20 protein-coding genes, 1 tRNA gene and 2 rRNA genes are annotated in these 20,911 nt (G+C 39.1%); 13 read left to right on the top strand and 10 right to left on the bottom strand.

From position 1 onward, the window contains the following. The 4 genes from H592_RS0115080 to gmhB all read right to left on the bottom strand — a co-directional run. Positions 1 to 176 (bottom strand): 23S ribosomal RNA (locus H592_RS0115080); the annotation flags it as partial. A gap of 448 nt (positions 177 to 624) precedes the next feature. Next, a tRNA-Glu gene (locus tag H592_RS0115075) sits at positions 625 to 700 on the bottom strand. 144 nt (positions 701 to 844) lie between these two features. Further along, positions 845 to 2,389 (bottom strand): 16S ribosomal RNA (locus H592_RS0115070). A 537-nt stretch (positions 2,390 to 2,926) separates the two neighbouring features. Next, positions 2,927 to 3,481, bottom strand: coding sequence for a D-glycero-beta-D-manno-heptose 1,7-bisphosphate 7-phosphatase (gene gmhB / locus H592_RS0115065; protein ID WP_037071905.1), 555 nt, complete (start codon positions 3,479 to 3,481; stop codon positions 2,927 to 2,929). Between the two features lie 84 nt (positions 3,482 to 3,565). Here gmhB and rcsF point away from each other — a divergent pair, with 84 nt between their 5' ends. Continuing rightward, complete coding sequence (gene rcsF / locus H592_RS0115060; RefSeq protein WP_028869495.1) at positions 3,566 to 3,946, top strand: Rcs stress response system protein RcsF; 381 nt, start codon at positions 3,566 to 3,568, stop codon at positions 3,944 to 3,946. Beyond that, positions 3,939 to 4,661, top strand: a complete 723-nt coding sequence (gene tsaA, locus H592_RS0115055) for a tRNA (N6-threonylcarbamoyladenosine(37)-N6)-methyltransferase TrmO (RefSeq protein WP_028869494.1) — start codon at positions 3,939 to 3,941, stop codon at positions 4,659 to 4,661. Before rcsF ends, tsaA begins: the two co-directional genes overlap by 8 nt. A 3-nt stretch (positions 4,662 to 4,664) precedes the next feature. Here tsaA and H592_RS0115050 read toward each other — a convergent pair whose 3' ends face one another. After that, positions 4,665 to 5,204 carry a rhomboid family intramembrane serine protease gene (locus H592_RS0115050; RefSeq protein WP_028869493.1) on the bottom strand — a complete coding sequence of 180 codons (540 nt, stop codon included), beginning with the start codon at positions 5,202 to 5,204 and terminating at the stop codon, positions 4,665 to 4,667. Between the two features lie 165 nt (positions 5,205 to 5,369). Between H592_RS0115050 and H592_RS0115045 the strand changes: the two genes are divergently transcribed. The 3 genes from H592_RS0115045 to H592_RS0115035 all read left to right on the top strand — a co-directional run bounded on the left by H592_RS0115045 (position 5,370) and on the right by H592_RS0115035 (position 9,179). After that, positions 5,370 to 7,094, top strand: a complete 1,725-nt coding sequence (locus H592_RS0115045; RefSeq protein WP_028869492.1) for a proline--tRNA ligase — start codon at positions 5,370 to 5,372, stop codon at positions 7,092 to 7,094. Positions 7,095 to 7,221: 127 nt separating this feature from the next. Beyond that, the gene (locus H592_RS22490) at positions 7,222 to 8,394 is read left to right on the top strand and encodes an alpha/beta fold hydrolase (protein WP_051369199.1); all 1,173 of its coding nucleotides are present in this window, start codon (positions 7,222 to 7,224) and stop codon (positions 8,392 to 8,394) included. Then, positions 8,382 to 9,179 carry a Cof-type HAD-IIB family hydrolase gene (locus tag H592_RS0115035; protein WP_028869491.1) on the top strand — a complete coding sequence of 266 codons (798 nt, stop codon included), beginning with the start codon at positions 8,382 to 8,384 and terminating at the stop codon, positions 9,177 to 9,179. Before H592_RS22490 ends, H592_RS0115035 begins: the two co-directional genes overlap by 13 nt. A gap of 404 nt (positions 9,180 to 9,583) precedes the next feature. Here the strand turns inward: H592_RS0115035 and yaaA are convergent, their stop codons facing one another. The 3 genes from yaaA to H592_RS0115020 form a co-directional block, all read right to left on the bottom strand. Beyond that, a complete protein-coding gene (gene yaaA / locus H592_RS0115030) occupies positions 9,584 to 10,360 on the bottom strand; it encodes a peroxide stress protein YaaA (RefSeq protein ID WP_028869490.1) in 777 nt (258 codons plus the stop codon). Positions 10,361 to 10,432: 72 nt separating this feature from the next. Continuing rightward, positions 10,433 to 11,545 (bottom strand): PilT/PilU family type 4a pilus ATPase, encoded by a 1,113-nt coding sequence (locus H592_RS22485; protein ID WP_156916137.1) that lies wholly within the window; start codon positions 11,543 to 11,545, stop codon positions 10,433 to 10,435. A gap of 9 nt (positions 11,546 to 11,554) precedes the next feature. Beyond that, complete coding sequence (locus tag H592_RS0115020; RefSeq protein ID WP_028869489.1) at positions 11,555 to 12,589, bottom strand: type IV pilus twitching motility protein PilT; 1,035 nt, start codon at positions 12,587 to 12,589, stop codon at positions 11,555 to 11,557. 19 nt (positions 12,590 to 12,608) lie between these two features. On the opposite strand from H592_RS0115020, the gene H592_RS0115015 reads away from it, so the two are divergent. The 7 genes from H592_RS0115015 to hemW all read left to right on the top strand — a co-directional run bounded on the left by H592_RS0115015 (position 12,609) and on the right by hemW (position 17,413). Then, on the top strand, positions 12,609 to 13,301 hold the full coding sequence (locus H592_RS0115015; RefSeq protein WP_028869488.1) for a YggS family pyridoxal phosphate-dependent enzyme: 693 nt from the start codon (positions 12,609 to 12,611) through the stop codon (positions 13,299 to 13,301). A 20-nt stretch (positions 13,302 to 13,321) separates the two neighbouring features. Next, a complete protein-coding gene (gene proC, locus H592_RS0115010; protein WP_028869487.1) occupies positions 13,322 to 14,146 on the top strand; it encodes a pyrroline-5-carboxylate reductase in 825 nt (274 codons plus the stop codon). A gap of 26 nt (positions 14,147 to 14,172) precedes the next feature. Then, positions 14,173 to 14,718 (top strand): YggT family protein, encoded by a 546-nt coding sequence (locus tag H592_RS0115005; RefSeq protein WP_028869486.1) that lies wholly within the window; start codon positions 14,173 to 14,175, stop codon positions 14,716 to 14,718. Between the two features lie 30 nt (positions 14,719 to 14,748). Next, positions 14,749 to 15,042, top strand: a complete 294-nt coding sequence (gene yggU, locus H592_RS0115000) for a DUF167 family protein YggU (protein WP_028869485.1) — start codon at positions 14,749 to 14,751, stop codon at positions 15,040 to 15,042. Positions 15,043 to 15,050: 8 nt separating this feature from the next. Then, entirely contained in the window at positions 15,051 to 15,536 is a 486-nt protein-coding gene (locus tag H592_RS0114995; RefSeq protein WP_245600434.1) for a DUF4426 domain-containing protein, read from the top strand. 9 nt (positions 15,537 to 15,545) lie between these two features. After that, positions 15,546 to 16,151: an XTP/dITP diphosphatase gene (locus H592_RS0114990; RefSeq protein WP_028869483.1), complete on the top strand. Its 606-nt coding sequence runs from the start codon at positions 15,546 to 15,548 to the stop codon at positions 16,149 to 16,151. A 119-nt stretch (positions 16,152 to 16,270) separates the two neighbouring features. After that, positions 16,271 to 17,413 carry a radical SAM family heme chaperone HemW gene (gene hemW / locus H592_RS0114985; RefSeq protein WP_028869482.1) on the top strand — a complete coding sequence of 381 codons (1,143 nt, stop codon included), beginning with the start codon at positions 16,271 to 16,273 and terminating at the stop codon, positions 17,411 to 17,413. A 148-nt stretch (positions 17,414 to 17,561) separates the two neighbouring features. Here hemW and H592_RS0114980 read toward each other — a convergent pair whose 3' ends face one another. Together H592_RS0114980 and H592_RS22480 are read right to left on the bottom strand one after the other, a co-directional pair. Then, complete coding sequence (locus H592_RS0114980; RefSeq protein ID WP_028869481.1) at positions 17,562 to 18,542, bottom strand: glutathione S-transferase family protein; 981 nt, start codon at positions 18,540 to 18,542, stop codon at positions 17,562 to 17,564. A gap of 67 nt (positions 18,543 to 18,609) precedes the next feature. Further along, on the bottom strand, positions 18,610 to 19,074 hold the full coding sequence (locus H592_RS22480; RefSeq protein WP_156916136.1) for a pirin family protein: 465 nt from the start codon (positions 19,072 to 19,074) through the stop codon (positions 18,610 to 18,612). A 157-nt stretch (positions 19,075 to 19,231) separates the two neighbouring features. Here H592_RS22480 and H592_RS0114970 point away from each other — a divergent pair, with 157 nt between their 5' ends. Continuing rightward, positions 19,232 to 20,563: an IS4 family transposase gene (locus H592_RS0114970; RefSeq protein WP_028868899.1), complete on the top strand. Its 1,332-nt coding sequence runs from the start codon at positions 19,232 to 19,234 to the stop codon at positions 20,561 to 20,563. Positions 20,564 to 20,911 lie beyond the last annotated feature (348 nt).

The following is a 20,911-nucleotide window of genomic DNA, read 5'->3' as shown; positions in this document are numbered from 1 at the left end:
TTGCTTCGCTATGCTATGTATTCACATAACGATGACACTAAGTGCCGGGTTGCCCCATTCGGAAATTCCAGGATATAACGCTTGTTATCAACTCCCCTGGACTTATCGCAGATTACCACGTCCTTCATCGCCTCTAATTGCCTAGGCATCCACCGTGCACGCTTATTCACTTAACCATACAACACCTAAAAAGTGTCTTTTAAGCTTTTTTATGAATGTACTAAACATTCAAAAAAAACATAATAACAAATCAAAGATTCTGTATGTTGTTTCCAAGACGCTTGTGACTCATATTTACATATGAAAAACAATCGTTTTTCGTGCACCTATCAGTTAATAAATTAACTGAGTAGATACGTACTCACATTATCCGAAGACAATGTGTGCTTTTTATTTTGCTTGATTACAGTATCTAATCACACTACAAAGTAGTCTTCTTAAATACTGAGAACAATTTCGTTTATATTCATCACACCAACCAACTTGCAAGCAAGTCATTGTATTTGTGCGATAAATAAGAACATTTATCAGCTTTCCTAATTGTTAAAGAGCAGTGTTAAAAAACACTTAATAATCATTCTAAATAGAACAGTTATTAAGTGACTTTATATTCTAGAATAGTGTTGGTATCCCCAAGGGGATTTGAACCCCTGTTACCGCCGTGAAAGGGCGGTGTCCTAGGCCTCTAGACGATGGGGACCCGGAACTATTTTTTGCGCTTTATCATTCTAATCAAACAATCTGTGTGGGCACTCGCTAAGTATTTGCGAAGCAAAAACTTTGGCCGGTAGGTTTATTTGCCTAAGCAAATTAACCCTAAGGCTTGTTGATGTGTTTCTTTACGTAAGGAGGTGATCCAGCCCCAGGTTCCCCTAGGGCTACCTTGTTACGACTTCACCCCAGTCATGAACCACACCGTGGTCATCGCCATCCCCGAAGGGTTAAGCTAATGACTTCTGGTGCAGCCCACTCCCATGGTGTGACGGGCGGTGTGTACAAGGCCCGGGAACGTATTCACCGTGGCATTCTGATCCACGATTACTAGCGATTCCAACTTCACGGAGTCGAGTTGCAGACTCCGATCCGGACTACGACAAACTTTAGGAGATTCGCATACCATCGCTGGTGAGCAGCCCTTTGTATTTGCCATTGTAGCACGTGTGTAGCCCATCCCGTAAGGGCCATGATGACTTGACGTCGTCCCCACCTTCCTCCGGTTTATCACCGGCAGTGTCCCTAGAGTTCCCGGCATAACCCGCTGGCAAATAAGGATAAGGGTTGCGCTCGTTGCGGGACTTAACCCAACATTTCACAACACGAGCTGACGACAGCCATGCAGCACCTGTCTCAGAGTTCCCGAAGGCACTCATCTATCTCTAGGTGATTCTCTGGATGTCAAGGGATGGTAAGGTTCTTCGCGTTGCATCGAATTAAACCACATGCTCCACCGCTTGTGCGGGCCCCCGTCAATTCATTTGAGTTTTAACCTTGCGGCCGTACTCCCCAGGCGGTCTATTTAATGCGTTAGCTTTGAATCCCACGGCATATAGCCACAAAATTCTAATAGACATCGTTTACTGCGTGGACTACCGGGGTATCTAATCCCGTTTGCTCCCCACGCCTTCGCGCCTCAGTGTCAGTCTTTGTCCAGGTGGCCGCCTTCGCCACTGGTATTCCTTCAGATCTCTACGCATTTCACCGCTACACCTGAAATTCTACCACCCTCTACAAAACTCTAGTCAACCAGTTTCAAATGCAGTTCCAAGGTTGAGCCCTGGGATTTCACATCTGACTTAATTAACCACCTACGCGCGCTTTACGCCCAGTAATTCCGATTAACGCTCGCACCCTCCGTATTACCGCGGCTGCTGGCACGGAGTTAGCCGGTGCTTCTTCTGCGAGTAACGTCACAGCTGCACTCTATTAAAGTACAACCTTTCCTCCTCGCTGAAAGTGCTTTACAACCCGAAAGCCTTCTTCACACACGCGGCATGGCTGCATCAGGCTTGCGCCCATTGTGCAATATTCCCCACTGCTGCCTCCCGTAGGAGTCTGGACCGTGTCTCAGTTCCAGTGTGGCTGGTCATCCTCTAAGACCAACTAGGGATCGTCGCCTTGGTAAGCCATTACCTTACCAACTAGCTAATCCCACTTGGGCTACTCTTATGGCGTGAGGCCCGAAGGTCCCCCACTTTGATCCGGAGATGTTATGCGGTATTAGCAGTCGTTTCCAACTGTTGTCCCCCACCATAAGGCATATTCCCAAGCATTACTCACCCGTCCGCCACTCGTCAGCAAAATAGCAAGCTATTCTCTGTTACCGTTCGACTTGCATGTGTTAAGCCTGCCGCCAGCGTTCAATCTGAGCCATGATCAAACTCTTCAATTTAAAGTTTAATTTGCACTTAATTAAAAGTGCGACTCAATACTACTGACTAAAACTTACTGCTAATCACTTATATAAATATAAGAAACTAACAATTTATTATTCTGAAATAATGAATTATTTCGTGTGTCACTATTATTGATGTTGCCTTTACAAGAAAGGCTGTAATTTTCTGCAAGCAGAAGAATTACATTTTTGATTTTTTTTGAAATCACATCAACAACAAGTGCTCACACAGATTGTTTGATTAAATTGTTAAAGAGCGTGCCTTTCGGCTAGGCGGCGTATATTACGCGCCTTTCGAACATTGTCAACGTTTTAATTTAACTTAATTTCGAAGCGAACTACGAAGCGTTAATACGTTAAAAAATATTCTCAAACTCGGTGGGTAACTTGCGCTACATCCCGTGTCTGTGGGGTCGCATTATAGGGATTGAGATCACATTGGCAAGCGTTTTATTGCGATTTTTTGCAATTAATTTTTATACTGTTCTTGAGCACAAGTTACACACAAATATATGCAACTTATCCACAGAGTTATTAAATATTTTTAACAACTGCAGTCAAATCATCGAAGATAGCTGATGCTAAAATTTCACCTTCTTCTGTTATTGCTTTACCAGTACGCACTAAATAGTTTGTTTTAATGCCTGCTGCAATGCCAGCTTGTAAGTCAGATACTTTGTCGCCAATCAAAATTGATGTTTCTATATCTATATTAAGGTCCGCAATCGCATTCATTAGCATTCCAGGTTTTGGTTTACGACATTCACAATCAACTTTGAATTCACCTATACCCTCTTTATTGTGGTGAGGGCAATAATAGATACCATCTAAATCAACACCACGATCCGCTAATGACCAATCCATCCATTCCGTTAATGTATGAAATTGCTCTTCCGAGAACAAACCACGAGCAATACCTGATTGATTGGTTATCACAACTAATAGATAACCTTTTTTCTTGAATTCAATACACGCTTCAATAGCACCCTCTATAAACTCAAAGTCATCAATCTCTGAAACGTAACCATTATCTTTATTGATAACACCATCTCTATCTAAAAATACTGCTGCTACTTTTGTATTGCTCATTATTACTTCTCTAGTTTAGGGCGGTTTAATGATGCTATTATGCCATCCATTATTATCCCCTACTATTAATAAAGAGCGACGACGATGAATAGACTTATAACACTAGCTTTTATTGGCCTTCTATCAGGTTGTAGTAATTACCAATTTAATTCGAATGTTGATAAAGAAAAATTTGATACTTATTTCAAGCCTTCACAAGTCACGGTTTATGACAAAAAGGAACTACTTGATCTTGAATATACGGTATTAGGTGCTGTTGAAGGAAGTAGTTGCCAAGAGGCAGCCATTGACCTACCTGCAAGTGAAAAGGAAGCCCGTACAAAAGCTAGAATCAATGCTGCAGATATGGAAGCAAATGGAGTTGTTTTTCAATCTTGTATTAATTTCAAGCAAGATGAAACCTGTGTCAGCAATGTAATTTGTTACGGACGCGCTTTAAAAATTGAAACGCCTGCCAATGACTAGTTACCAACACCAAGTAATAGCAACTATTCATTCTCCTTATAAAGAGAAATTTGCTGTTCCTAGGCAACCAGGCTTAGTAGCAGGCGCCAAAGCAGAATTAGAGATGTTGCCGCCCTATGACGATATTAATGCCTTTAATGGGTTAGAAGCGTTTAGCCATTTATGGTTGGTTTTTGAATTTCATAAAAATGCACCAAGTTCTGATATTGCTAATAGATGGAGCCCTACGGTACGCCCACCCCGACTAGGGGGAAATAGACGTGTTGGTATATTTGCAACCCGAAGCCCTAATCGGCCCAATAATATTGGCTTATCATTAGTTGAGTATCACGGGGTAATACAACGAGATGGAAAAATATTCCTTTCGTTAAGCAATATCGACTTGGTGGATGGCACCCCGATTGTGGATATAAAGCCTTATATTCCCTATGCCGACTCGATACCTGATGCTAAAGCAGGTTTTGCACAAACATCACCGGAAAAGTTATTAGCGGTAGACTTTAATCAAGATGCAGTATCACAACTTCAATCACTGCCATCGCATTACTCGGGTCTGCAGCTGTTTATTAAAGAGGTGTTACAACAGGATCCGCGCCCTGCTTATAAAAAGTTGAAGACCGATAATAAGATTTATGCGATGCACCTTTCTGATTTTAATATTAAATGGCAATGTACAACGTCAACGATCACCGTGTTATCCGTCGACTACGTTTAATAATTAGCGTTTTGACAAAAAATAACCTAAGACTCCACCAGCCAATGCACCGAAAAAGTGGCTTTCATAAGAAACATTAGGTGCACTTGGTAATACGCCAAACACTAAACCACCGTAGAGCACTAAAACTAAAATGGACACAATGATATCTCTAAAATGTTTTTTCAAAATACCATAGACAATTAAATATCCCCACATTGCATACACCACACCACTCATTCCGATATGAATGCTTTCGCCCCGCGCAAATAACCAAACTAAACTACCGGTCATTAATATTGATAAAACAAATACAATCCAAAAGCGCTTTAAGCTATGTAGGCCAATCAAGCTTGAAAAAATGACAAAAGGAAAAAAATTACTTAATAAATGAGCCCAATCACCGTGCAGGAAAGGTGCAAATGCAATACCAGATAAATGACTGACTTCACGTGGCACAATACCAAAACGATTAACGATAAAAATGCCATTGATCAGTAGCAAAACAGCACATATCAACATGACGATCAAACTGTGTTTTGCAGACTTTAAGTAACGTTGCATAGGGGTTCCTCTTAGTTAGAGTCTAAAACTAACCAAATTCCAGCTAAAAAAACAATATTATTTAGATAAATCGATTAACAATGCTTTAGTCCACAGCAATCGACTGTTAAAATCAGCCAACTTTTATATTCGCAATAAGATAGCTAACTATCAACAAGGATCACCATGCGTACTACCAATTATTTATTATCCACTCAAAAAGAAGCACCAAGTGATGCAGTAATTGCCAGCCACCAACTGATGTTACGCGCAGGTATGATCCGCAAAATAGCATCTGGATTATATACTTGGTTACCAACTGGTTTACGTGTTTTACGTAAAGTAGAAAACATTGTACGAGAAGAAATGGAACGTGCTGGTTCTATAGAGATATTAATGCCCGTCGTTCAGCCTGCTGATTTATGGCAAGAGTCAGGACGTTGGGATAAATTTGGTGGAGAATTATTGCGTATAAAAGATCGCCACAACCGTGATTTTGTCCTAGGGCCAACACACGAAGAAGTGATCACTGAATTAGTACGTAAAGAAGTTAACAGCTACAAACAGTTACCATTAAACTTATTTCAAATTCAAACTAAATTCCGTGACGAAACTCGCCCTCGTTTTGGAGTGATGCGTACTCGTGAATTCACCATGAAAGACGCTTACACTTTCCACTTGGATCAAGAGTGTTTAGAAAAAACCTATCAAAATATGTTCGATGCCTACTGCCGTATCTTTGATCGCTTAGGTTTAGAATACCGTGCAGTAATTGCAGATACAGGCAGTATAGGTGGTAGTGCGTCACATGAATTCCACGTGTTAGCACAGAGTGGTGAAGATGCTATCGTATTTTCAGATCAAAGTGATTATGCAGCAAACATTGAAAAAGCAGAGGCTATTGCGCCTGCATTTGATCGCCCAGCAGCAACTGCAGATATTAACGTTATCGACACGCCTAATGCACATACTATTGAAGATGTTAGTCAATCACTTAACATTGCTCCTTCGCAAGTTGTTAAAACATTATTAGTGCAAGGTGAAGCAGAAGAAGGCAAAACTATCCCTGTGATTGCATTAGTGTTACGTGGTGATCACAACTTAAATGAAATCAAAGTTGAACATATTGAAGGTATTGCAAGCCCGCTGTGTTTTGCCAATGCTCAACAAATTCTAGAAACGGCAAATTGTGAGGCGGGTTCAATTGGACCTAAAGGCTTAACTATCCGTACTATTGTTGACCGTGCAGCTGAAAAACTAGCTGACTTTGTTTGTGGTGCTAATGAAACAGGTAAACATTTAACAGGTGTTAACTGGGATCGTGATATTACTGATTATGAAGTCGCAGATTTACGTGATGTGGTTGAAGGCGATCCAAGCCCATGTGGTCAAGGCACGCTATCGATTGCACGCGGTATTGAAGTGGGCCATATTTTCCAATTAGGCGATACTTATGCTCAGGCAATGAATGCAGCAGTCTTAAATCAACAAGGAAAAAACCAAGTAATGACCATGGGTTGTTACGGCGTAGGTATTTCACGTATTGTGGCAGCAGCGATTGAGCAAAACAATGATGAGAATGGCATTATCTGGAATGATGTACTCGCTCCTTTCTCCGTTGTGATTGTGCCAATGAACATGAAAAAATCACATCGTGTTGCTGATTTAGCAGAGCAATATTACGCAGAGTTACAAGCAGCAGGTATTGAAGTACTCTTAGATGACCGAAAAGAACGCCCTGGTATTATGTTTGCCGATGCTGAATTGATTGGTATCCCACATACACTGGTCATTGGTGACCGTAGTATTGATAACGGTGTTATAGAATATAAAGATCGTGCTTCAGGCGAAAAACAAGAAGTTAAGATTGAAGAAGTGATTGCGTTTATTAAAGCAAAATTAGCAAAATAAACCCTATCCAACTCTGATTGATAAACCACACTTTTGAAGTGTGGTTTTTTTATGCCTAAAATATACGTTCATGATTGTGCTAAATTACATTAAGATTAAAAATTATTGGACTAGAAATGGATGTTATATGGTGTGCTTGATTCGTATTTTAAGGTTATTACCTATTCTGTCCATATTGTTTCATCCAACAATGCAGGCCAGCCCTACTATGTTAGAAGATAAGATACAGTTAGAAGATAAGACACAATTAGAAAATAAAGCACAGCCAGAAAGTAAAACTGAAAATTTTCTAGATAATAAATACCATCTTAATACAGAAGCCCTACTTGATGATCAATTCTCACCCGCGATTAATCGTTTTTGGAATGAGAATGCCAAAGTAAACACCTTTGAAAGTATCAATGGGGGTACTATCCATACCATTCATATTGCAACTGGCCAAGCTAACGCAATAGTGATCAGCCAAGGTAGAAATGAGTCGACCCTCAAATATAAAGAGCTCGTCTTTGAATTAAATCAGCAAGGGTATGATATTTTTTTAATTGACCATCGAGGCCAGGGGTTATCTAGTCGCCTTGGTGGGGATGCACATCGTGGCCATGTACAAGCATTTCAAGATTATGTGGTGGATTTAACGACTTTTGTTGAAACATTACAATTAGACACAAAATACCATTCACGTTTTTTATTATCTCACTCAATGGGTGGCACTATTAGTGCGTTATATCTGCAACAACAAGCACACCCTTTTCAAGCAAGTGCATTTTTTAGTCCCATGTTTTCTATCAACCTAGGTGCTCTGCCTGCTTTTCTTGCCAAGTTGATCAGTTATATAAGTGATTTAATCTGCGCTTGGTTTAGTGATTTAGCATGTTATGCCCCGGGTTCAGGTCCTTACTTTAGTAATCCTTTTGAAGGTAATAGTTTAACCAGCAGTGAAAAACGCTATCGCTCTGCATTGAGCACCTTTGAAATAAACACTAAAACTCAACTGGGTGGACCAAGCATGCGCTGGGTAAATGAAAGTTTATATGCCAGTGAAAAAGCGATTACTGATGCTGCTCAAATAGATATTCCTATGATCGTTATTCAAGCAGGTGCAGATTCGATTGTGACGGCTGAAGGACAACAAGCATTCTTTGCAAATAACACTCGCTGTCAACACAACCAATTTATAACAATAGCCAACGCACAACATGAATTATTATTAGAACAAGATAAATACAGGATACCTGCTATCACCGCAGTACTTGATTTTTTTAAACAATCTCAACAAGGTAAGCTGACATGTACAAAATAGCTATTTCAGATCTTGATGGCACATTACTCGGTCCAGATCATAAAGTATCAACACAAACTAAAGAAAGTGTTCATCGTTGGTTACAAGACGATAGAAAATTTGTTATTGCAACAGGTCGCCATTATATAGAAGCGAAGAAAATACAAGATGACTTAGGAGACCCGATTTATCTGATCACCTCAAATGGCGCTCGTGTACATAACAAAGAAGGGGAAATTATTTTAAAGCAAAATTTGCCTACCGATATTGCAACCGCCATATGCGAGCAAGACTTTGATCCATCTGTTCAAATCAACTTATTTACAGACCAACAGTGGTACGCTAATTTTTCTATTCAAGAACTAGTGGGAATGACAATAGATACTGCCTTCTATTGCCAAGCGGTCGATTTAAATACAATAGATAAATCGAATGCCATAAAAATATTCTTCTGGGGAGAAAGGGATAAATTAGATGTTATTTACCAACAGTTGAAGCAACAATTTACAGGCCGAGTTAACCTTACTTTCTCACTAGATAAATGTTTAGAAGTCATGGAAGCAACTACCAATAAAGGTGCAGCAGTTGAAGCAGTCTTAAAAACAATGAATTTAAATGCCCAACAAAGCATTGCTTTTGGTGATGGTATGAATGATGTCGAAATGTTACGCGGGGCAGGAAAAGCGGTATTGATGGCCAATGCTCAAAAGGATTTAATAAAAGCGTTGCCAGATGCGGAAATAACCACCTCATCTAAAGAACATGGTGTAGCAGTTAAACTGAATGCAATATTAAATAACGCTTAATCACTGCAACTAAATCCTGAGGCTTGGTAATCTAAATATCAACTAAGCAATACGTCAATGCCTCAAAGCCTCAAACAAGATAGTTAATGACTTAAAGAACGAGATATTAGAAGCATCAGGTTTAACCAAAAGGCCCAAGTGTTAAATAATTTAACGCTTGGGCTTTTTATTATTACTTCATTAAAGTGCTTAAATTAGGTGTAACTACTCAGCACTCATTAAAACTGAGTGCTTTTTACCAAAATAAAAACGTAAATGCTCAGGGCTAAGCTATTTATGCTTAGTTCAAGGCGAAAAAGCGCAGTTTAGTGGTTTAAATGAGCATTTTTCAACGAAGAAATAGGCTTAAATAGCGACGGCCTGAGTAGTTACAATTAGGTTAACTAATAACAACACAATAAATCTTATTGCTCATCACGTTGAAAGACTAAATCAGTCTCAGTGGATGCTGCCGCTACAAAATAATATCCGCCGACAGTAAACTCTTTTAATTGTTTAATATCAGTAATTTCATTTTCCATAATATAACGGGCCATTAATCCACGCGCTTTTTTTGCATAAAAACTAATGACTTTATATTGACCATTTTTTTGATCTTTAAAAATAGGCGTGATCACAGTGGCTTTTAATGCCTTTGTTTTTACCGCTTTAAAATATTCATTAGACGCTAGGTTAACTAGATATGGCGAATCTTGTGCCGTTAAATTAAGGTTTAGCTGCTCAGTGATTAAATCCCCCCAAAACTGATAAAGGTTAGTACCACGTTCATTATCTAAACGTGTTCCCATTTCAAGTCGGTAAGCTAACATTAAGTCTAATGGACGCAATAAGCCATATAAGCCTGATAATATTCGCAAATTTTGTTGCGCATATTGTAACGTATGATCGCTTAATGTTTCCGCCTCTAAACCAGTATAAACATCGCCTTTAAAAGCAAATAAGCATTGTTTGGTATTATTTTCTAACTGCAAAGGTTTTTTCCACTCAGCAAAACGAGCAACATTTAATCCTGCAATTTTATCACTCACTTTCATTAATGAAGCAATATCTTGCATTGATAACTGTTGGCAACGATTTATTAATAACTGACTCTGCTCTAATAAATTTGCAGTCGTGAACTCCGGCGTTGTAGCAGGAGTTTCAAAGTCTAAGGTTTTGGCTGGAGATATTACAACTATCATGTTTTTTCCTAATCTATAAAAACAAAGCGCTCAATAAGCGCTTTGTTTGGGCTATCATTTAATCAACGGATATCAGACGATATGGAGATCACTTAACATCTCAGAATTAGAAGTTATTCCATTCTCTTTTGCTTTTAACTTAATTCTCAAGCGTAGATCATTGGCAGAATCAGCATGAGCTAGTGCTTCATTATAACCAATTTTTCCCTCTAAATATAAATGTAATAATGCCTGATCAAAAGTTTGCATTCCATAGGTGCCCGAAACCTTCATAATATCTTTTAATAAATGCAAGTCGCCATTACGAATCGCTTCTTCTAATGTAGGCGTATTAAGCATAATTTCAAAAGCGGCAATACTACCTTTACCATCCGAAGTGGGAATTAAGTGCTGTGCGATCACCGCTGTTAAATTGATCGATAGATCAAACAAAAATTGACGTTGTGTTTCTTCTGGTACCATGCGCAACATTCGATCTAGCGCTTGATTTGCGTTATTAGCATGTAAAGTCCCCATGCATAAATGCCCCGTTTCAGCAAACGTAATAGCGTGGTGCAAGGTCTCATACGTACGAATTTCACCTTGTACAATTACATCAGCAGCTTGGCGTAATGAATTACGTAATGCCTCTTCAAAAGAATCGGTATCAAGCCCAACTTCACGTTGCGTGACTACTGAACGGCCATGTTCATGTACAAATTCGATCGGGTCTTCAACGGTTAAAATATGGCCTGAAGCATGCTGATTACGATAACCAATCATGGCGGCTTGAGTTGTTGATTTACCGGCTCCCGTCGCCCCCACAAATAAAATCAAGCCTCGCTTTGCCATGCAGGTTTTTTTTAATTGCTCAGGTAAATATAACTCTTCGAAGGTTGGGATCTTACTTTTCAAATGCCGAATAACCATACTCGGCGTATCTTTTTGCATAAAAGCGCTGACTCGAAAACGGCCGGTATCCGGTAAATTAAGCGCAAAGTTCGCTTCTTTTTTCTTTTTAAACTCAGCAATACGTTCTGTTTCGAATGCTTCGGCCAGCAAATTATATATTCCACCCTCAGTCAGATTCTGATCGGTTAACGATTTCAGCTTACCATTGACCTTAATTGTAGGCGGCAACCCTACCGCTATATATAAATCAGAAGCTTTTTTATTGACCAACTCACTTAATAACTGTTCGAGCATTAGCATTTCCTAGAGAGATTTTGGATCCATGGCTTTAGTCGCAGCATCTTCATAAGAAACAGTGCCTTGACTAACTAAATCACGCAAGCTTTGATCCAGTGTTTGCATACCGTGCACCATACCTGTTTGAATAACCGAATACATTTGCGCCACTTTATCTTCACGAATTAAATTACGAATTGCAGGGATCCCCATCATAATTTCATGTGCAGCAACACGACCGCCACCATGCCTTTTTAATAAGGTTTGTGAAATTACCGCACGTAGAGATTCAGATAACATTGAACGAACCATACTTTTCTCTGCAGCAGGAAATACATCCACAATACGGTCAACGGTTTTGGCTGCTGACGTGGTATGTAATGTGCCAAACACTAAGTGTCCCGTTTCTGCTGCTGTTAAAGCTAAACGAATGGTTTCTAAATCACGCATTTCCCCCACCAAAATAACATCGGGATCTTCACGTAATGCACTGCGTAATGCACTTTCAAAACTGAGGGTATCTTTATGAACTTCACGTTGATTGATCAGTGCTTTTTTAGATTCATGCACAAACTCAATAGGGTCTTCGATGGTCAGAATATGCTCATGGCGATGATCATTAATATAATCAATCATGGCAGCTAACGTCGTTGACTTACCTGACCCTGTTGCTCCTGTCACTAGGACTAAACCACGTGACAAATCAGAAATTTTCTTAAAAATAGGGGGCGCATTAATTTCATCTAACGTTAACACTTTACTTGGAATCGTACGAAATACTGCACCAGCGCCACGATTTTGATTAAAAGCATTAACACGAAAACGAGCAAGGTCTGGAATTTCAAAGGAAAAGTCAGTTTCTAGCTGTTCTTCAAAGTCCTTACGCTGCTTATCATCCATAATGTCGTAGATTAAACTATTTACTTCTTTATGCTCTAATGCAGGGACATTTATTTTGCGTACTTCTCCATCAACTCGAATCATTGGAGGAACACCTGCAGAAAGGTGTAGATCTGAAGCTTTATGCTTTACACTAAAGGCTAATAATTCCGTTATATCCATAATTTAAAATCCTAATAATATGACTAATATATCTAACAATATCGAAGCAGTAGAACAAAAAATAGCTCAAGCTAGCGTAAAAGCAATGCGCGAAGGCGAAGTTCAGTTACTTGCTGTCAGCAAAACCAAGCCGGTTTCGTTGATCAAACAAGCTTTTGCACAGGGATTATCTCACTTTGGAGAAAATTATGTGCAAGAAAGCATAGAGAAAATTCAACAAATTAAACAAGATAGCGAATTTAACAGACCTATTTTTTGGTATTTTATTGGCCCACTACAATCGAATAAAACTCGCCCAGTGGCGGAGAATTTTGATTGGGTGCAAAGTGTAGATCGCTTAAAAATAGCCGAGCGCTTGAATCAACAACGCCCTGCAGAACTGCCAAGACTTAATATTTGTTTACAAGTAAATATCAGTGGTGAAGAAAGTAAATCCGGCACCACGCTATCACAGGTCATGGAATTAGCAGAACAAGTTCAGAGCCTACCGCGTTTAAAACTGCGGGGCATTATGGCGATTCCACAAAATAGCGATGACCCCAAAATAATAGAACAACAATTCACTGCGCTACATGATATTTATCAATCATTGCAACAACAATACCCGGACATTGATACATTATCGATGGGCATGAGTGGTGACTTGGAAAGTGCGATTGCCTGTGGTAGTACTATGGTGAGAATTGGCACAGATATATTTGGCGCAAGATAAATTAACAGTAAGGAAAAATAATGCAACATAAAAAAATCACCTTCATTGGTGCAGGTAATATGGCAGGTAGTATTATTAACGGCTTAGTAAAAGGCGGTTACCCAGCAGAATTAATCTGTGCATCAGCACCAAGCTTAACCAACACCCAAAAATTGGTAACAGAACTCTCAATTACAAGCAGCCAAGATAATAAACAATCAGCACAATGGGCGGATGTGATCGTATTAGGTGTTAAACCGCAAATGATGGCGGATGTTTGCCAAGCGCTTGTTGATGATGGTGTTGATCTCACTAATAAATTAATCATCTCTATTGCAGCCGGTGTTTCAGTATCACATTTTCAATCTATTTTGGGTAAAGAAACTGCCGTGATCCGTACGATGCCTAATACGCCGTCTCTTTTGCAAAAAGGTATGACAGGGTTATTTGCTTCACAACAAGCAACAGAACAAGATAAACACTTCGCGGGTGAATTAATGAGCGCTGTCGGTGAAATTGTATGGGTTGCACAAGAATCACAAATTAACGCAGTGATTGCAGCAGCGGGTTCAGCCCCTGCTTATTTTTTCCTATTTATGGAATCAATGCAGAAGAAAGCAATCGAAATGGGATTTAGTGAAGCCGATGCTCGCCTGTTAGTACAACAATCTGCGATTGGTAGTGCAGAGATGGTGAAACAAAATCAACACTTGGATTTAACAACTTTAAGAAACAACGTAATATCTAAAGGTGGTACAACGGCTGAAGCAGTACGTACTTTTAATGAGTTGGGTTTGCCTGAGATTGTTGCCAAAGCAATGCAAGCAGCATCCGACCGTGGTGAAGAAATGGAAAAACTATTTTAATAGTCCTATAACGAGGTAGTAAGTAAATGAATGCAGTTAATTTTTTAATCGATACTCTATTTGACCTGTATCTTATGGTGGTTTTATTGCGTGTCTGGTTACAACTCGCACGCGCAGATTTTTATAATCCATTTAGCCAATTTATTGTAAAAGCCACACAACCGATTGTTGCTCCTCTACGCCGTTTTATTCCAGGATTGGGTGGCTTAGACGTTGCGACGATTATCTTTGCATTTGTCGTTGCCGTGGCCAAAATATTTGTATTGAGCCTAGTGTTAAACTTTGATATCACCGTTGTAGCAATGTTGATTTCAGCTCTGGCAATTGTTATCACCACCACATTCAAGCTGCTTTTTTGGATATTAGTGATACGCGCTATTTTAAGTTGGGTAAGTAAAGGGCAAAATCCAATTGAAGCAGTAATGATTCAATTAACTGAGCCACTTTTAAGCCCAGTGCGTCGCGTTATTCCTGCAATGGGCGGCTTAGACTTATCAATGCTTGTGGTATTATTAGGTTTACAATTTTTAGAAAAATTATTCAACGATCTATTAGCTCAAATATTGGGGTAATTTATAGATGAAAAAGTGGTGTAGTAATAAATGAGCCAAATACCAAGTTGTTACTCATATCAAGGCGAGGACTTAATGCTTCGCCTTTACTTACAACCTAAAGCGAGCCGCGATCAATTTGTTGGACAGCATGGTGAAGAGTTAAAAATAGCCATTACTGCACCGCCCGTTGATGGCAAAGCAAATGCACATTTGGTGAAGTTTTTAAGTAAACAATTTAAGGTAGCAAAAAGTGCAATTAATGTAGAAAAAGGCTTACAAAGTCGACATAAATTAGTGCGTATTAAACAGCCTAAAAACCTACCTTCTATTTTTTCACAATAAGGGATTATATGTTTAACTCAATAGCATTATCTAAAAAGATGAAAACCAAAGGCTCTATGTGTAAAGCTTTCATATTTAACACGTTATTACTCACTACATTATTATTTACAAGCTTACAGGTAACAGCAGATCAGTTTAAACAATTTGCTAACCTAGAAGTACACTACATCGCCCTACCGAGTACTTTTATTGAGCCAAGTATCGCTACTCAATATAATATCAAACGTAGTAAGAATAATGGTTTATTAAATATTTCTATTCTTAATAGTAAACAGAATAAACAAAGCGTTGAAGCGATCTTAACCGGGACTGGGAAAAACTTAATTGGGCAAACTCATCAGCTTGAGTTTAGACAAATAAAAGAAGGTAAAGCGATTTATTACCTCGCTGAATATCCTTTTATTAATGAAGAAATTGTTAATTTTGACATTAATGTTAAAACAGAAAAGAAATCGAATACTCTTAAGTTTCAGCATAAATTCTATGTTGATTAAGGACAAAACATGAAGCAAAAATGGGTACTTGCCACCGGCAATCAAGGCAAAGTAAAAGAGATGAGCGAGTTATTGAATAGCTTTTCTATTGAGGTATTACCACAAAGCAAGTTCAATGTGCCCGATGTTCCTGAAACAGGTACTACCTTCGTTGAAAACGCTATTATCAAAGCAAGACATGCAGCGAAATTAACCGGTTTACCCGCTATTGCCGATGATTCAGGTTTAGAAGTTGATTTTCTAAATGGCCAACCGGGCATTTATTCCGCTCGATATGCCGGTGAATCAGCTACCGATCAAGATAACATTGATAAGCTATTAAATAAGCTGGAAGGCATTAACCCTGAACAACGTAAAGCGCGCTTTCAGTGTGTTTTAGTCTATCTACGCCATGAATTAGACCCGACGCCGATTATATGCCAAGGTACTTGGGAAGGTAGCATTACAGAAACCGTAGAAGGTGAAAATGGATTTGGTTATGATCCAGTATTCTGGGTTGAAAGTGAACAATCAACTTCAGCACAATTAAGCAAACAACGTAAAAGTGAATTAAGCCATCGCGGTAAAGCACTGACGCAATTAGTCGCATTATTACAAGCGCAATTATCTGCTTAATCGCTATTTAGATTTACATGTCCATTGATATGGCCAATAAAAAAATCGCTTTATCATTGCCGTTTAAACTCACTTTTAAAGCGACTAATTCAGTCGCTTTTTTTAGCTTGGAAAAATGAATGTTACAACTTCCCCCGCTCAGCCTATATGTACATATTCCTTGGTGTATTGAAAAATGTCCCTACTGCGACTTTAACTCTCATAAGTTAAAAGGAGAGATCCCAGAACAAGAGTATTTAACTGCGCTTATTGATGATCTCAAGCAAGACTTAAGTTTTGTACAAGGGCGTCACTTATTCAGTATTTTTATTGGAGGTGGTACACCGAGTTTAATTTCAGCACCGGGTATTCAATGGTTATTAGAAAATATCCAGCACCTTATCCCCTTTAGTGAAAACATAGAGATCACCCTAGAAGCTAATCCAGGTGCCATTGAAAACCAAAAAATTGCTGACTTTAAAACAGCGGGTATTAATCGATTTTCCTTTGGAGTACAAAGCTTCCAACAAGATAAGCTCACTAAACTTGGTCGAATTCATGGTGTAGAAGAAGCAAAAACAGCTGCTAAACAAGCACATAATGTAGGAATGAAAACATTCAACCTAGATTTAATGCATGGTCTACCTAACCAGACGTTAGAGGATGCCATGAGTGACTTAGCAACAGCGATTGCATTAAAGCCAACTCATCTATCTTGGTATCAACTGACTATTGAACCTAATACACAATACTTTTCTCATCCTCCTACTTTACCCGATGATGACACATTGTGGGAAATTCAAGAAGAGGGAGTGAAACTTTTAGCAGAGCACGGCTACAACCAATATGAAATATCGGGCTACAGCCAAGATAATTGGCAATGTCAGCATAATTTAAATTATTGGCGTTTTGGTGATTATTTGGGAATTGGTTGTGGTGCACACGGCAAGATATCATTACCCCTTGAAAATAAGGTACTACGCACCACTAAGATCAAGCATCCTAAAGGATATTTAGATCCGCAACGTGCTTATATGAATGATTATAATACAGTGCCCAAAGAGGAGCTGGTTTTCGAATACATGATGAATAGATTACGTTTAATGGAAGACATTCCATTTACTGAATTTGAAGATTATACCGGTTTAGCACGCAGTGTATTAGATAAGCAGTTACAGCAAGCTACAGATAAAAGCTTAATGCGAGTATCAACTGACACCTGTCAAGTAACTCCATTAGGACATAGATACCTGAACGAGTTACTGACAATTTTTATGGATTAACCTGTTTTATTAACAGCGTTAGCTAAACTGAACTCAATTAAAATAGCCCTTTTTTAAATGTTAAATATAGGGCTATTTCTTGCTTTGTATTACTTCACATAACCTCAGTATTTTTGAAGCTTTAGTGGTGACACATATAGTCAATATTTTAAGCAAAACGTAATCGATCATGTGCTTGCATAAAATCAAGATCAGGGCCAGCAGGGATAATTCTTGTCGGGTTAATGGTTTCATGTGAGCCATAATAATGCGCTTTGATATAGTCAATATCGACTGTTTTAGCTATGCCTGGATGCTGGTATAAATCGCGAACATAATGAGACAGTGACGGATAATCAGCAATACGCTTTTTATTACATTTAAAGTGTCCCACATAGGCGGCATCAAAACGTATTAAAGTGGTAAATAAGCGCCAGTCGGCTTCGGTTAGTTGCTTACCAAGTAAATAGCGTTGTGAACTCAAACGCAGTTCTAATTTATCTAGTGCCTCGAACAATACACTTACAGCTTCTTCATAGGCCGTTTGCGTTGTAGCAAAACCTGCGCGATACACTCCATTATTAATATCACTATAAATCCAATCATTTATTGCGTTAATTTCACCCTGTACAGGCGCAGAATAATAATCGCCTTCACTGGCACCAATACCATCAAAGGCACTATTAAACATGCGAATAATATCTGCCGACTCATTGCTCACAATGGTCTTTTGTTGTTTATCCCATAAAATAGGTACAGTCACACGCCCAGAATAATTTGCATCAGCCAAGGTATATAACTCATGAACCAGTGAAGCATGATTAACAGTATCTTTAATAACACCCGGTCCCGGCTTAAAGGTCCAACCCTGCTCAGCCATTAGAGAATTCACTACAGAGATATCAATCATTGATTGCAAACCTTTTAACTCTCTAAAGATCAAGGTGCGATGCGCCCATGGACACGCTAACGAAACATATAAATGATAACGCCCTGCTTCTGCTTTAAAGCCCGCTTTACCTGTTGGTCCAGCTTGACCATCAGCGGTGATCCAGTTTCTAAATTGTGATTCACTCCTAACAAATTTACCATTGCTTAATTTGGTATCGTACCACTGGTTATGCCACTGTCCATCGACTAACAATCCCATAACATACTCCTCAATGTTGTTTGACTAGACTTAGTTTGGCTAAGTTTGGTTGACTAGATTAGCTTAGCTAGGCAAACTTACCCTGATTAAAGTCATCAAAGGCCTGTAATAATTGCTCTCTTGTATTCATAACAAAAGGTCCATGACGTACAACAGGCTCATTAAAAGGCTTGCCGGCAATTAATAAAAATCGGCTATTTTTCTGTCCAGCTACTATAGAAACTTGTTCGCCATCAGTTAAAACAGCTAACTTTGTCGCTTCGATAGCATCAAGATGATCCGCACTTTGTACGCTGACCTCACCTTCAATAATATAAATGAATGCATTGTGGTTTAACGTAATCGCTTGTGTGAATACTTCCCCTGCAGGTAAATGCACATCTAAATACAAAGGTTCGCTATAAATGTTAGTAACGGCTCCAGTGGTTCCTTGATTAGTCGTTCCAGCTATCACATTAATTTTTGTTCCGTTACTCGATTCATCATGCACCATCGCGTTTGGCAAAAACTCTTGATACTGTGGTTTATTCATTTTGGCATAGCTCGGCAGATTCACCCACAACTGGAATCCTTTCAATAACCCATGCTCTTGCTCTTAATGCCGATCGGTTAAGGATCTAATAAGAAAACTTGAACGATCTTCCAGATAGATCATAATCCCTAATCTTATTTAAGGTTGGGGATTTTTTTTGTTTAATCAAGAGATGGAATTGGTGTATGAGTCATTTGAAAATAAAGAGGCTTACGACAGCGTATTAACAGCCATTGATTCTAAATGGATTGAAGAAGCATTATTTTGTACTCAAAAAGCGAGTGTTCGACGTCGCCGCTTACCTGCAGAGCAAGCTGTTTGGCTAATCATCATGATGGGGTTAATGCGAAATTGCTCAATAAAAGAAGTCTGTGGTTCACTCGATATTGCTTTGCAAACTAACCCTGATGAAGTCTATGACCATGTTGCCCCTAGTGTACTCACCGATTGTCGAAAGCGATTAGGTGAATCTCCCATGAGCTACCTTTTTAGTACAACTTGTGCGGCTTGGCATAAATCTATCATAGCTAAAAAACATAGTATCGGTTTAAACTTATTAGCCGTAGATGGCACGACCTTTAGAGCGCAAGACACACCAGAAAATAGGGAAGCATTTGGTTTTATCTCACAATCTAATCCTGTTTATCCGCAACTTCGTATGGTTTCTTTGCATTCAACGCATACTCGGATGCTACTTGGCGCTGCATTTGATAGCTGTAGTGTCGGCGAGATAACCTTAGCTAAACGGCTACTGACCGATATTCCAGAAGATTCATTAACCTTATTTGATCGTTGTTATTTTTCAGCAGACCTAATGCTCAATTGGCAGCAGTTCGGTATCAATGCACATTGGCTAACACCGGTAAAAAAAGCTATGCGGTATGAAGTTATTGATCGGTATGCCGATAATGATTTATTAATCGAAATGCCAGTATCCCCGCAAGCAAGAACTAAAAACCCAACCTTACCAGAGACTTGGCAAGTAAGAATGATATGTTACCAAGATCCAAAGGGTGATATTAAAGGCTTTATTACCTCATTAATTGATCCGACACTGTATTCAATGGATGCATTACTATCTGTGTACTGGGAACGATGGGAAATAGAGCAGAGTTTTGGAGAGCTTAAAAATAATCAGCTTAATGGGGAAATAACACTACGAAGTCGTTTTCCAGAAGGGGTACGGCAGGAACTATGGGGGGTATTATTGGGTTATAATTTGATCCGACTTGAAATGGTTAATATTGCGCTAGAAGCGAAGGTTGAACCTACACGGATCAGTTTCACGGCAGCCATTTGTATTATAGATACGCAAATAAGAGCCTATGCACTATCAGGTAATGGCACTATTCCGAAAAAGCTTCAGCTTATGCGAGAAGATGTTAAACATTTTATTTTGCCCAAAAAAAGAAAACACCGAACGTTTTCACGTTCAGTGCTCTATATTCCATCTAGATATCCGTTAAGATATAAGCCTAAAATCTCTTAACCGAACGGCATTGTACCTAAATGGTGGCTTTTTTTAGCCCCTGAGATCGCCTACTTTAAATTTTTTTAGTCCAATTACCCGTAGATTTTAAATTAAGACCACATTCATAGTTACACTGTAATTTTACGGTTGGCAGAAAATTATGGACTGCCAATTAAATCTGTTCCAAATAGAAAATGTTCCTCAATACCAAGAGTACTTGTCTAAGATAAAGTCAAAAAGACAGCTCATAACTCTTGAAATGAAACCGCTCTCACTTTTTATAAGTTGCGGGGTATCAAACGATACCTTCGTGGAGGCTTTAGTCTATTGCAGAGAAAGTTGTACGGGGTTCTTAGAGGGACGAGA

Source organism: Psychromonas arctica DSM 14288 (assembly GCF_000482725.1).
Taxonomy (GTDB): Bacteria; Pseudomonadota; Gammaproteobacteria; order Enterobacterales; family Psychromonadaceae; genus Psychromonas; species Psychromonas arctica.
This window is presented reverse-complemented; position numbering and strand designations above follow the sequence as displayed.